Here is a 13,515-nt window from a genome sequence, read left to right as displayed (position 1 = left end):
TTCCATCATTCTGTTAATTATTTTCTGACTTTTCATTGCCAGCCATACCCGTTGCCAACCAACTTCACTCAGCAGTTACCGTCAGCGCCAGCTTATTATGCGCATCCAATTTATCTGGCCAGTAGCTGGCCACAAGCGCGACGACAGGATTACGATTCTGTTTCACCCAGATGGTAATCTGTATAATCAGATTGTCGTTCTCAACGGCCTGCTGATAACTGTCGGAATACTGACTTGTTCTGTTAATTGCCGGTTGATCCACCTTGTCCGGCAGGTTATACGCTTTCGAAAATAATACGCGATTATCCGTACCGCCAGTCAGGCACAGTTCCCAGGATGAAGCGAAATCGTGATAACCCGGCAGGCACAGCTTAATGTCTACCCGATTATAATCAACAGACTGAATGGGCGCGGTGCCAGTAATCGCCACCTCAGCCACCATGCCGCTGGTAATAGCGTTATAGGCCGCTAGCGCGGTATTCAGATCCGCAAGGCTGCTTGCCTGCCACACAATATCGCTGTCGTGGGGAATGCCAAAACAGCAACTTCTCAGCCAGATTTCAAATGGGGTACTGCGCTCCTGATTTGCCTCATACGCCCATATCATACCCGCCAGGATTAATGCGGCTCCCCATCCGGCAGGCCCCAAAAACCATGTTTCGCTAAATAGAGTAAATACACCTAAATATGCTCCGACACCACTGATTAGCCCCCCTGCCAATGTAGCAAGAGCTGCTTTTTTATATAAAAATGCAGCATCTTCATCGCCAGCTTTCTCAGCGTCCTCTGCGTGAATCCACATCCTCACCCCATCAACCACCGACGCCACACCCGCCAGCACGCCGCCAAATTTAACCAGCGGATGCACAAAGTCTTCCCCCAGCACCAGCCAGTTCTTTTTGATGGTCAGCATATGCCCAAAGCCCGTTGTTTCAGCAATCGCGCCGAATACCAGAAGGCGATTAATGGCATAATCGGCAGTCGCGTCGGGATCGTTACCCATCGCATCCTGCAAGCCTTTTGCTTTCGCCCCCCAGTCCGCTATCTGTAGTCCCAGCATTCCCATCGCCAGCACCACACCAAAGCCGTTGCCGCTGATATACCGCCGCATTCGCTCATTAAACGCCTCTATTTGCGGGCGGCTCACCATCACATTGACGCCCGCCTTATTCTGCAATGAAATATCGGAGATATGCATGTCGTGGAAGTGGTTCAGCAGTGCCGGATTATTGAGGGGCAGATCGGTTTGCCCGATCTCCTTCAGGGTTTTCTCTATCTCTTCCAGCGTTCCCAGGAAACTCTTTTGCACCCGGATCCTCTGTGAAAGCAGCGCCTTATCTTTAATCCCCACAACCCAGTCTGTTGCCGAGGTACTGCCACGCTTTCCGATACCGCCAAAAGGAGTGTCATTTTTAGCCATTATCGCCGAGTACCAGGAGCCCGCTTTAATATCTTTCTGTAGCTGACCGATGGTCGTGTTGTACTCGAACACCACAACGGATTCCCCGGTCGCCGTCAGCATCCCGGCCTGCATCATCCGGTGAAATCCTCTATAAGCCGCTTCATCCAGTTGTTGATTCAGTCGTGCGACCGATCCGCTGAGCGCGGCCATCCGGCTGGCCCAGCTTCGCTTTATTGCCACACTCTTCAGATAATTGCCGAATTCATCCGACAGTAACCCCGTTTTACTGTTGCTGTAGACATTGCCGCCACTCAGAATAGTATCCAGCAATGATGACTGCATTCCTGCAAACCCGATATATGCAGGCGAACTGGCGGTTTTCACCCACTCAAGCCAGACTTTATCGGTTTCGGCATCCATTCCGCCTCCCTGAATACAGGCAGAGACTGTCTGAAACTGCTTATCCCAGCCTCGCGCGCAACTATCCGGCGCATAATCATTTATAATGGTTTTCAGCCAGGAGTCTGCCCGATACCAGGCGGCAAGTTCTTTCCCGATTGCTTTATTTTTCTCTTCCCAACCCTGCATCCAGTTCCCGTAATCAGTGGCGAACGCTGCTCGCGCGGGTTCGTCATAACTTTTTTGCAAACGGGCGTATTGTTCAGCAAACGTTTCTTCGGCAACCTGTTCCGCAGGAATACTCTTACCCCCCCAGACTGTCGGCATATTTTCAGGAAACTGATATGCCGGCTGACTACGCTTATCAATCGCCTTTTTCATCGCATCAAGATACTGGCAGATACCCTGAGAAATGAAATGCTTATGTAAAATCTCCGGCTTTGAGGTGTACGCCTGACAGGCGTCGGCCACCTGTATCCGGGCATTATTCAGCTCCTGCACTACGCCCACTTCATCATTTAGCGCCAGTGCGGCTATCTGACACCCATACTGCTGACTCATCTGAGCCACACGCATCCCCAGGGCAGACGCGCTGTCAAGCCGCGGGTAAAATCCATGCGCACTTCCCGATACTTCACCTGCTACTCTCTCAGTGTACGGGAAGAAATTAGTCGCAAACTCCGCCACATTCGCTTTCAGGACCGACAGTGACGCATCCAGCGCAAGCGCTTCTGGAATTGATGACGGTGTTTTTTTCAGCGACGGCAGGCTTACCTGTGTAAACCGCTCCGATGGACGGATCCCACTCTGGTAAGCTTTTAGTACTTCAGTGCTCCATGGATCGCTACTGAACGCCAGCCACGCCTGTGAATATTTCTTGTCATCAATATTGATAAAACTCGCGGCAATATCATGCCCCTTTGTCAGGCAAGACTGACTCAATGGCTCCACCATATCCCCTTCTGGCATCGCCATAGGATCAAACTGCCGCAGATACCCCTCTGCCGTTACCTGGTAGCCCTGCCAGACTTTTTTATCCAGCAACACGTATAAATATCCCATACGCAGAGTCCGCAAGGCGTATTTAAATTCGCCTCCTGTCAACGCGACATCCTGCTCTGGAACAACCGGTTTCCAGCCAGAGTTCACCAGAGCTTTTGGCACCGCCGCCACCCGTAGTGGAAAAATCGGTAAGCCGGTTCGCTGACAGGCTTTGCACCCTGATGGGGTTGATGCAGCCTGCTCGCTGGCGTCAGCATACTGGCCAATTTGATCGTCAGATGTCATGTTGGTGCATTCCTTTATTTTCGTCCTGCTGGACTGCTGGAGCTTTATTCCAAAGTTCCTGCTTTATTGACGCCGGCAGAGCCTCCAGGCATTGAGATAAACGCAGGGAAGGATCGGCAATAACTTGCTGCATCCGTTCTTTTACTGCCGGATGTTCTGCAATATCAACACCGAGCCCAAGGCTGTAGGCAGCCAGAAAATAGCTATCCCTGATATCATTCAGACCCGTTCCTTCCGTTTTTTTCCACATCATCGCAGCCTGTATTGCCGAATCAGAAGGCATGGTCGTGCAGACAGAACCCCAGGCTTTCAGAATTTGTCCAATAGCTCGTACGTTTTGTTGTGCCCATTCGCCTCCCCAATTCAACCGCCATTTATCAGTTGTTTCTTTACCGATCTGGCAGGCTAGTTCGCCCGCTACAGTCATATACCACCAGTGACTAACGGGCCAGATACTCCCGGCCAGGCCATCTTCCGGGCTCATGGCCTGTAGCAGTTCAAAGCGTAAGGGTTCAAAAAACGGCAAAAATGTGTTACTCACCCTGCCACATTGCTCTGCCAGTGAAATGGCAAGCGATTCTGGCTCCTCTTCGCTGGAAAGCCATCCACAGATGTACCGTTTCTCCTGGAGAACTTCACTTTGTGCATAATTTTCAGCATGAGTTATCCATGGCGGTTGACATGATTCGCCTGGCCGGGCAAGCAAAACCAGATGCGGGCAGTGTGTTGGTGAATAAGCAAGATCAGCGCGCAGAACCGGAAAAATAGTTTCTCTCCCCGGTTGTTGTAACTTAGGCAAGCTCAGTAAGTTAGCGCTGGCAATCTTTTTAAGGGGATCCACTAAAAGATAACGATATTCATCCGTATGCTGGTTGAGCCAGGCAGTCATCTTGTTGTTATTTTCCATCATGATACCTGTTCCACGCATTTAGCTTCTGGCGGCAGCGTTGGCTGTGCGGGACTGAAGCTCTGCGCAGCCTGCTGATTAAAGCTGGCACATTTAGCGTTCACATCGCCTGGCGTGTAAATATTCACACCGGAAGGCTCAATAACCACGGCCGTTTTGCCACAGCACAGCGTCAGCTTTTTGCTGGCCTGGATAAACACTTCATCATCTTTACTGATAATGGTCATGGCCTTCAGGGACGTCAGCGCCATCGCATCTCCCTGCGCCTGAATATCCACTTTCCCTTTGTTGGCATAGATTTTGATGCCCAGCGTTTTGGCAAACAGGCTGATTATCTCACCTGCCGCTACCGTGAATTTTTTGAAGACACTAAAATCTGTGTTTTCTCCTGAGGTCTGAATAAAGTTCTGCCCGCTGCTGATTTGAATGCTTTGCGGCGACACCTGGGCGATACCGTCCGGGGCGCTCATCAGCAAGGCAGACTGCTGCAGGTTTTTGAGCGAGGACTCCAACAGGGTCTTCTGCGCCTGAATCTGTGCCAGTTCGGCCTGTGCAGTGGCTACGGCCTCACTCAGCGATTTTGCCAACCCCTGCGCCTGGTTTAGCGTACCCAGTGCCGCAGCCATATCCTGAACCTGGCCCAGTGCTTTAATCTGCGCATCCGCAGTGATAAATATCCCCTTCTGCGCCCGTATCGCCCCCCACGCGTCTGTTCGCAGCTCAAACCCCTCGCCGCGCGGCTGCCTTTCACCGTCCACCAGGTGCCCCAGGTTCAGCTGGCTCTTGCCCCCGTACTCCGTGCTGACCTTGATGTGCTCCCGGCCACGGCTGTCGTCCAGACGGATTTTGTTGTTCGCAGGCGTCCGCAGTACGTTGCGTTTATAGTTGCGGATGGTGACGTGGTCGCCGTGCGCCGAGTCGTGCAGCACGCCCGCGATATACGGCCGGTCCGGGTTACCGTCCTCAAAGCCAATCCCCACCTCGGTGCCCGCCAGCAGCGGCAGGTGCAGGCCGTACGTGTCCCCGGCATAAGGGCGGGACTGGCGCACCCACAGGCTCTCAAAGCCGGTCTCCCAGTTATCCCGGTCAAACAGCATCCTGACGCGGTAACGCCCGTCTTTGTCGATATGTCCGTAGATGTCGTTTTCCGTGGTGCTGGTCACCCGCGCCGGCAGCGTGCCGGCCATCACCGGGCGCCTGCCCGGCTCCGGGCGGAAGCCCACATCCGCGCTGTCCGGGATACCGCTGAAATGCACCTCAAAATCCCGGTCGCGGCGGGCTGAACTGGTCATGCCCGTGATAAGCACACCCCGGGCAAACGCCTCCGCCACTTCATACCCGCCGGTGACCTTCAGCACCTGGCCGGGGAACAGCACCGGGCAACTGGTCACGGCGGCGGTCTGCGTCTGCCCGTTCAGGTAACGCTCATGGCGCACGCGGGCATAAAACGCCCCGGACTCCGGCGCCGGGTGGCGGTCATACGCGCTGCCCGGCGTCAGGTAGTTGTCGGCATAATGGTAGGCTTCCCCGTAGGTGGTCGCATCCCCGCGGGTCACGTCGGCCTGCGCGTTCATGTCATCCGTAGCCTGCCGGTAGTTGTAATCCCGGGTGCTGACCTGCTTGTGCACCACGTGATACCGGCTCTCCATTCCCCACACCGAGTCCACGCCCTGCGCGTGCTGCCCGGACGGCGGCACCGACGGCAGCGCCAGGCCCTTCTCATACCCCTGGCGGCTGTCGTAAAACTCCACCACGTCGATGTTCAGCCGCGTGTCGGTGGTGAAACGGAACCAGATACCCACCTCACCCAGCAGCCGGGTGATGAAGTGCAGGTCGTCCTCGCCGTACTGCAACACCTGCTCGCGGCGCGGGTAGTCGTTACCCAGCGAGAACAGGAAGTCCTGGCCGCGCAGGGCGTGGCGCTCCCGGAGGATTTTTTCCACAATCTGCGGCACCGACATGTCCTGGTAAACCGCGTTCTGGTGCGAGCGGTCCAGCAGCGCCAGGCGCGGCTGCAGCGTCACGGCGTAATGCGTTTCATCCCGCGAGGTGGCCAGCCGCTCAAACCCCGTGACCACACCCTGTATCACCCGCACCGGCTGCTGCTCCCTAATCCCGGCGCCCGGGTCCACCGGGGCCTGCAGCGTCAGGGATGCCGCCTTCATCAGCATCCTCTCCCTGCTGATGGCATGCTCCGGGCTGGTGAACTCCACCCGGTAGCGGAAGGGCCTGCTCAGGGCTTCATCACCCTCAAACGCCAGCACGTCCGTTTCGCAGGCGCAGCCCTTCACCGCCAGCAGATGATGGTTATGACTGAATCTTGTCGGGGGATTACTGCTCATGTGTTCACTCCCTGTGTACGGTCAAACGTCAGCCCGATACCCTCTTCCTCACTCCAGCTAAGGCTAAGTGACTGTGGTTTCTGTTTCGCAGCCATCCGGGTCAGCAGTTGCTGGCTCAGCACCGGCAATATCTGTTGATTGAGCAGACTGTCGACGTTACGCGCCCCGGTGTCCGGCAGCAGGCAGGCGGCAGTCAGCGCGTCATACAGGCTTTCGTCGGTGTGCGTGGTCAGGCCGTAATGACGGTGTAAGCGCTGGCTGACCTGGGCGAGTTTCATCTGCACGATGGTGCGCATCGCGGCCTCATTCAGCGGGCGGTAAATCACGGTCTGGAAACGGGCCAGCAGCGCGGGCTGGAAGTGGTCGCGCAGGATGGGGCGCATCAGCTCGTGCAGTTCCACATCTGTCGCTTCCGGCTGTTCATCCAGCAGTTGCATAATGTGGTCGCTGCCGAGGTTGGAGGTCATCAGAATGACGGTGTTACGGAAGTCGATTTCACGCCCTTCGCCGTCACGCATAAAGCCGCGGTCAAACACCTGATAAAACAGGTTCATTACGTCGCGGTGTGCCTTTTCCACTTCATCGAGCAGTACCACGCTGTACGGGCGTTTGCGCACGGCTTCGGTGAGGATGCCACCCTGGCCGTAACCGACGTAGCCCGGCGGGGACCCCTTGAGCTGGGACACCGTGTGTGGCTCCTGGTATTCGGACAGGTTGATGGTGATAAGCGACTTTTCGCCACCGTACAGCACGTCCGCCAGGGTCAGCGCCGTTTCGGTTTTGCCGGTGCCGCTCGGGCCAACCAGCAGGAACACCCCCTGCGGGCCGTTCTCCGGGGTAAGTCCGGTTTTGCTGGCGCGCAGACGCTGAGCGATGGCGTTGAGCGCCACGTCCTGGCCCACCACGCGCCGGCTGATTTCCCCTTCCAGGTTCAGCAGTCCGGTCTGTTCGTCCTTCATCAGCGAGGAGAGCGGTACCCCGGTCCAGTCGGCAATCACACTGGCGACGGTACGGGCATCCACATCCACCGAGAGCAGCGGGTTGCTGTGCTGTATGCCGTTCAGTTCCTGTTGCAGGTCGCGGGTTTCATTCTGACGGGAGATATCCTGGCGGCTTTCCAGCAGCTGCGCCGTGAGAGCCAGCTCCTGACCGTACCGGGTTTCCAGTTCGTCGCGTTCAGTGATGCAGTTATTCTCTTCGAGCTCAATCGCCGCCAGACGCTCGCCGTGGCGCTGACTGCCGACCGCGATATCCTCCAGCAGCGCCTGCTTTTCCATGCCCAGCGCGGTAATTTGCGCACGGATGCGGGTCAGCGGCTCCGGCACGGTATCCAGACTCATGCGCACACGGGCCGCTGCGGTGTCGAGCAGGTCGACCGCTTTATCCGGCAACTGACGGCCGGTCAGATAACGGCGCGACAGGGTGACGGCAGCACGCACGGCTTCGTCGGTGATATGCACGCCGTGGTGCTGCGCGTAACGGGATTTGAGGCCCCTGAGCATCAGGCACGCCGTATCGTCGTCCGGCTCATCCACCTTCACCATCTGGAAACGGCGCTCCAGCGCGGCGTCACGTTCAAAATACTGTTTGTATTCGCTCCAGGTGGTGGCGGCGATGGTTCTGAGTTCGCCGCGGGCGAGAGCGGGCTTCAGCAGGTTGGCCGCATCCGCGCCGCCCGCCTGGTTACCCGCGCCAATAATGGTGTGCGCTTCGTCGATAAACAGCAGCACCGGATCCGGCGACTGCTGTACGGCGCTGATGACATTTTTCAGCCGCTGCTCAAACTCGCCTTTCACGCCCGCACCTGCCTGCAGCAGGCCCAGGTCGAGGGTGCGCAGGCTGACGGTTTTCAGCGATTCAGGAACATTGCCCTCAGCGATGCGCAACGCCAGGCCTTCCACCAGGGCCGTTTTACCGACGCCCGGCTCGCCCACCAGAATCGGGTTGTTCTTACGGCGACGGGAGAGGATATCCACCATCTGGCGGATTTCGGTATCGCGGCCAAATACCGGGTCGATTTTGCCCTCACGCGCCCTGGCGGTCACGTCGAGGGTGAATTTATCCAGCGCATTTTGCAGCGCCGGGTTGAGCTCACCCTCTTTTACCTCTGCCCCGACCGCACCACTTACAAACTCCACGTCGCCGCTGTGACTCTGCGCCAGCTCTGCGTCCTGCTGGGCTTCCGGGCGTTCGTCGGATTGCGCATCAAGCAGCGGGCGTAAACGCTCAAGCTGGCTCCGTCCCAGGGTCAGCAGCGGCCACAAACCGTCACAGCGTACCAGTTTCGGTTTATCCACCAGGGCCATCAGCAGATGGACACTGCGGATTTGCGCTTCTCCGTTGAGAGAAGCCGTCAGCCAGGCCTGCTGCATCAGCGTCTGAATGTTGTCAGACAGTTGGGGCCGGTGGCGCACAGAGCGTGGCTGTTTATCCAGCCAGCCGAGCAAATCCTGCCACAGGGTATCCATATCCCATTCATAGCGACGCGCCAGGACCGTCAGGTCGCCCTCGCCCTGCTCCAGCAGCTTCAGCAGCCAGTGCTCCGGCAGGATTTCCGCGTGGGCGCGGGTCTGGCAAAGCGACGCTGCCCCTTCCATCGCACGGGCACTGAAGGGATTAAGACGTCGAAGGAGGATTGCCGGGTTTTCCATGAGATTCTCTCTTTATTGTTTCCTGGGCATGCTACCGCCCCTCGCTGTTTCCCGTGAAGGGGACCAAAGCGCACAAGGTCGGGCTGGCAGTTTGTGGTTTTCTTTGCTGAAGGCCCGCGGGCTGCGGACGCTCAGCAAAAAAAGCGGACAGAGAAACTCTGTCCGCTTGCGGCTTACGCGGTGGCGCGTTCGTTCCAGGAATCGGAATGAATGATGTTGCCGTCTTTGTAGGTCCAGGTGATTTTTTCGTAACGCAGTTCAATCTGCTCGAGGTGGTTATGCTTTTCGAAAGAAGGATCCTTGATGTCGTGCATTTTTGGCGCGACTTTCACCAGCTTGACGTTTTCCAGTTTGGTGTTGAAATACTCCACTTCCTGGCCCGCGTCGTTGATTTTGTACCATTTGAACTCCGCCGTTTTCAGGGTCTGACCGGTGGTCACCGCCTTGTACAGGTACGGGCTGGAGGAGTCGATTTCCTTGGTGAACAGGAACGGGGTGTGAATGCGGGTGCCGGTCAGCTTGCCGGTGTTGTTGTCGGTCGGGATGTACAGGTTGTGCTCCTGCGCCACCACTTCGATGCTGCCTTCACGGTCTTTAACGTCCACGGAACCTTTAATGTCCGCACCGCCGTCGTCTTTCAGCCAAAGATAAACAGGAATTGCCATGAAATTACTCTCCATTGTGTTGTGAAGCGTCATCATCCTGCGATGACGCCGGGGGGTTGCCCGGCAGCTGACAGGCATTCGCCTGCGGTACCAGACTGATTTCGACACGGCGGTTGAGCGCGCGGCCTTCCGGCGTGTCATTGGTGGTGACAGGGCGGCCTGCGCCGTATCCCTGCACCGCAAAACAGCTTTCCGGCACGTCGCCGGAGTCACGCATCCAGTCGCGTACCGCTTCGGCACGCTTCAGGGACAACGGCTGGTTTATCTGCTGGCTGCCGGTGTTATCAGTGTGACCCGCCACCACAATCAGCCAGCCCGGTCTGGCTTTGATGCCCACCAGGGCGTTCACCAGCACGCGGGTGGAGCCCGCCTTAAGGTCCGCGCTGCCGGAGTCGAATAGCGACATGCTGTTGAGGCGGACAATTTTCGGTGCCTGTTTCGCCTGCGGTTTGGGTGGTGGGGGTGGCGGAATATACGAGCGGATGGCCTCCAGCACCCTAAGGCGCAGACGTTCACCCTGATACAGGCCGAGCCCCATCCGGACCGGGGCACCATTACGCGCGTGATCATCCAGCAGTGCCGCATCCTCTCGCAGGACCGCGACGGCATCAGCTTTTGGATCGTAATCATTCATCGGGATACGGTAATAACGCGTAATATCGAAGCTCACGCGGTGCAGCAACTGGCGGTTGTTCCAGCCACTGCTGAGCAGCGCTGCAATGGCCGCCAACGTGAAGAGTCCCAGCGCACAGCGCCAGGCGCGGCCACGAGGGGTGAGTCCCCGGCCTTCCGGCAACAGCGGCAGGGCAAAATCCGGCAGCGGTGATATCACCGTGCTGTCAGTCCCTACCGGCTGCCAGCCTGCTACCTGCTGCATGGCCGTGTGACGGGACAACCACGCCGTCCAGGCCGAAGACGCCAGGCTCCCGGCCAGAATGGGTCCCATTCCCCAAAGCACCGCTGCGGGTTCAATAGCCGGCACATCGGGGTTCTCATCCATAAATACGGCGGTGACGTGGCTGTGAAACCAGCCCATCAGGCTGTTCATCAACACCTGCTGCTGCATTGCAGGCGCACCGCCGCTGGTGACCCACGCAGCAATCGAACAGGGCGCGGTGGATTCTCGCCAGACCCTCACGCCTTCACCCGGGAGCGCCGCCTGCCAGAGCATGTCATTTGTCATCGCACTGCCGACCTGACCATTCAGAACCAGCGGCACGGAATGCCCGGTCTCCTTACGCAGTTGGCTGATTTGCCAGCGCAGTGTCAGCAGACGGCTGGTCAACGCTTCGCTGTCAGCGTGCTTCTGCGGGCAGACACAGACCATGACCGACAGCTGGCGCTCCCAGTCCGGGCGCTGCCATAGTATTTGGCGGGCCACCTGCTCCAGGTCCTGAAAATCCTCTACCCGGATCCAACAACCCTGCGTGACAGTCAGCACCTGTGACTGCTGTGGCCAGGCCATCGGCAGATCGCCACAAACCAGCACCACCGGCTGGCGGTACGTCGCTTCCGGGAGATCATCCAGACGCAGAGTGACGTCGTGCTGATCACGACGGCGGGCGATGTACCAGGACGCCGTAATCAGCCCCAGAAAAACCAGAAAAATAACAATGGCCGCCTGCCGGGATGCTGGCAGAAAAAACAGGCAGACAGCGGCACTCAGCAGGGCTGCCCACAGCGCAAGGCCTCGCTGTTGTGCATGATTCATTTCACGACTCCCGGCAGCAGGGTCAGCAGCATCTGATCAAGCCAGTTGTTCAACCCCCACCACAGGGCGGCGACCACCGTCACGCTCAGAGCAATACGCACGGGCCATGACGCCAGCCAGCCGCCCATACCCCGTCCGCCGCGGCTTTCCGCCAGGATCGGATGGGTTTGTGGATAGCTGAAGGGTGGAACATGTTCACTGAGAGCGTTGACAAGTTTTTGGCGCTCCGGGTCGTTCAGGGAGCGAAAGCTGCCGAGGAATCCCAGCATCATCACGCGCTGAAAGCAGGTAATAACGTCACGATCGGGGGCCGGTTCGCGCAGCACATCACGCATCCGGTCACACAGCGTATCCCCGGCATCCATGGTGCCGAGGAAATGCCCCTGCAGGGGAATGTCATACCACTGCACGCTGGCGTCGTCGTCCACGCCGCGGCCTTTAACCGCCTCATCGAGCAGTGCGCACTGCGCGGTGAGAATATGCCGACAACTGGCCTCATCGAGCTCTCTCGCTTTCAATTCACACTGCACCCGCTCCACGTCGGCGATACAACGCTCCCACAGCGTTCGCCCTTCCCCGTCCTGGAATGTCGGACCGTGGTGCAGACTGATCACCTGCAACCAGGTGTCCTGCAGTAACGCATCAATATCAATGGGCGCGGCGGTGCCGCGTTTACGCTCACTCATGTTCTCAGTACCGCAAAGAGTTCAAGTTCAGGCTCTCCGAGCATCCCCGGAACGTAAAACATGCAGGTGCCACCCTGCAGCATTTCCGTGGCCAGAGGATGAGAGACATCGAGGCTGAAATATTGGTTTTCCAGGCGCAATGGAATGGCGGCGGGCACATGGCGCAACGGCATCAGGGGAACTCCCACCCGGGATGAATTAACAATACTTCGGACGTGATCCGGACTGCCTACCTTGCACTGACGCGGGAACTGCTCCTGGAGTTGCGCCACCGGCATCGGTGAACGCACTGAAAGGTAGTAATCAGCCCCTTCCCGCAGGCGTGGATCATGCAGACGAGCCTGCCAGAAGTGGAGACGGGGATCATAGTCAAGTGCAAGTGTCACCACCCGTGACGGCAGACTGGCTTCCAGCAAATCACCCAGTAAGTCAAACAGCGGAGGGAAGACATGATTCAATTGCTCATGCTGCCAGACCGGAATGGCGCTCACCTGATGCTCCAGCGAGAAGGTCAGCAGGCTGCCGGCCAGACGGGCAAGTTCCGGGAACAGGCGTTCCGGCGGGCTTTGCAGGTTACGCTGAAACTGCCCGAGCACGGGCTCGGCGCTGTTCAGGGCGTTCAGCAGCCAGAACAGAGACACATCGGCCACGGCAAAATCGGCCATACGCTCATTGCTTTCACGACGCATGGCCATCAGACGGCTCAGGCGGACACGCAACTGCGTCATCAGTTGTTCCAACTGAGTGACCAGCCAGCGACTACCCTGAATGGTCAGCAGTGGGGGGAGAAACGTCTCATCAATCAGCCAGGTCCCCTGCGAATCCTGCTCCAGGCGGGCTACCGGACAGGTCAGATAATCGCTGTTGTTCTGATGAGCAAACCGCAGCGTCAGTTCCGGCTGCATCACTGCAATCTGGCGGGTGTCATCCCCAAAGGTATTGCGGACATCCCGCCAGCGCTGACGATATCGCACCGGACGCTCGGCAACCTCATCGGATTTCAGGCAGTTGCCGCCGTTCGCGCGCAGCAGTGGAAGTGCCAGCACCACCACCACGTCCTGCGTTTCACTCTCAAGCAATAACACCGGTGGCAGGGCGTCAGCATTATCAGTATCAATCAGCGTCCCGTCCGGGAAACGAATGTGCAGATGACGAGCCTGCAGGCGGCCCAGCTTCAGTACATCTGGTTCGAAAGTGGCCTCAATCATTCCCCACGGGTGGGAAAGCCCCAGCCGGGCGATGCATTCCCCAGACCAGGCCGCATACGCGGCCTGTTGCTGGAAGTGCTGGGGAGAGACCATCTGGCCCCTTCCCCATAACGGTTGTTCCGTTTTCATCGGCTTCCTTGCCTCAGGTTATGATTTTGCCTTCGGCATCTGAGAAACCAGTGACAGACTGACGTCCATGCCTTCCACCTGGAAATGCGGTACGGCAAACAGTCTGACGCGGAAAAAGCCCGGGTTGT

General features: G+C 57.8%; 8 protein-coding genes. All 8 read right to left on the bottom strand.

Annotated elements, in window-relative coordinates:
* Positions 1-64: 64 nt before the first annotated feature.
* The 8 genes from RT120_RS14420 to tssK all read right to left on the bottom strand — a co-directional run bounded on the left by RT120_RS14420 (position 65) and on the right by tssK (position 13,387).
* Positions 65-3,088, bottom strand: coding sequence for a T6SS effector BTH_I2691 family protein (locus tag RT120_RS14420; RefSeq protein WP_312983568.1), 3,024 nt, complete (start codon positions 3,086-3,088; stop codon positions 65-67).
* On the bottom strand, positions 3,078-3,998 hold the full coding sequence (locus RT120_RS14415) for a hypothetical protein (RefSeq protein WP_312983566.1): 921 nt from the start codon (positions 3,996-3,998) through the stop codon (positions 3,078-3,080). Before RT120_RS14415 ends, RT120_RS14420 begins: the two co-directional genes overlap by 11 nt.
* The gene (locus tag RT120_RS14410; protein WP_312983564.1) at positions 3,995-6,337 is read right to left on the bottom strand and encodes a type VI secretion system tip protein VgrG; all 2,343 of its coding nucleotides are present in this window, start codon (positions 6,335-6,337) and stop codon (positions 3,995-3,997) included. The genes RT120_RS14415 and RT120_RS14410 overlap by 4 nt, the downstream gene beginning before the upstream one ends.
* Positions 6,334-8,988 (bottom strand): type VI secretion system ATPase TssH, encoded by a 2,655-nt coding sequence (gene tssH, locus RT120_RS14405; protein WP_312983562.1) that lies wholly within the window; start codon positions 8,986-8,988, stop codon positions 6,334-6,336. The genes RT120_RS14410 and tssH overlap by 4 nt, the downstream gene beginning before the upstream one ends.
* Before the next feature lie 173 nt (positions 8,989-9,161).
* Positions 9,162-9,653, bottom strand: a complete 492-nt coding sequence (gene hcp / locus RT120_RS14400) for a type VI secretion system effector Hcp (protein ID WP_312983560.1) — start codon at positions 9,651-9,653, stop codon at positions 9,162-9,164.
* Positions 9,654-9,657: 4 nt separating this feature from the next.
* Entirely contained in the window at positions 9,658-11,364 is a 1,707-nt protein-coding gene (locus tag RT120_RS14395; protein ID WP_312983558.1) for an OmpA family protein, read from the bottom strand.
* Positions 11,361-12,050 (bottom strand): type VI secretion system protein TssL, short form, encoded by a 690-nt coding sequence (tssL, locus tag RT120_RS14390; RefSeq protein WP_312983556.1) that lies wholly within the window; start codon positions 12,048-12,050, stop codon positions 11,361-11,363. The genes RT120_RS14395 and tssL overlap by 4 nt, the downstream gene beginning before the upstream one ends.
* On the bottom strand, positions 12,047-13,387 hold the full coding sequence (gene tssK, locus RT120_RS14385; RefSeq protein ID WP_312983554.1) for a type VI secretion system baseplate subunit TssK: 1,341 nt from the start codon (positions 13,385-13,387) through the stop codon (positions 12,047-12,049). The genes tssL and tssK overlap by 4 nt, the downstream gene beginning before the upstream one ends.
* Positions 13,388-13,515 lie beyond the last annotated feature (128 nt).

The organism is Atlantibacter sp. (assembly GCF_032062175.1).
Lineage (GTDB): Bacteria > Pseudomonadota > Gammaproteobacteria > Enterobacterales > Enterobacteriaceae > Atlantibacter.
The sequence above is the reverse complement of the archived record's forward strand: the minus strand, read 5'-3'. Positions and strand labels throughout refer to the sequence as shown.

Bases quoted from the DNA above. Each gene is read 5' to 3' on its own strand.
- tssH (WP_312983562.1), bottom strand. From the start codon at position 8,988: ATGGAAAACCCGGCAATCCTCCTTCGACGTCTTAATCCCTTCAGTGCC.
- RT120_RS14410 (WP_312983564.1), bottom strand. From the start codon at position 6,337: ATGAGCAGTAATCCCCCGACAAGATTCAGTCATAACCATCATCTGCTG.
- tssK (WP_312983554.1), bottom strand. From the start codon at position 13,387: ATGAAAACGGAACAACCGTTATGGGGAAGGGGCCAGATGGTCTCTCCC.
- RT120_RS14415 (WP_312983566.1), bottom strand. From the start codon at position 3,998: ATGATGGAAAATAACAACAAGATGACTGCCTGGCTCAACCAGCATACG.
- RT120_RS14420 (WP_312983568.1), bottom strand. From the start codon at position 3,088: ATGACATCTGACGATCAAATTGGCCAGTATGCTGACGCCAGCGAGCAG.
- hcp (WP_312983560.1), bottom strand. From the start codon at position 9,653: ATGGCAATTCCTGTTTATCTTTGGCTGAAAGACGACGGCGGTGCGGAC.
- tssL (WP_312983556.1), bottom strand. From the start codon at position 12,050: ATGAGTGAGCGTAAACGCGGCACCGCCGCGCCCATTGATATTGATGCG.
- RT120_RS14395 (WP_312983558.1), bottom strand. From the start codon at position 11,364: ATGAATCATGCACAACAGCGAGGCCTTGCGCTGTGGGCAGCCCTGCTG.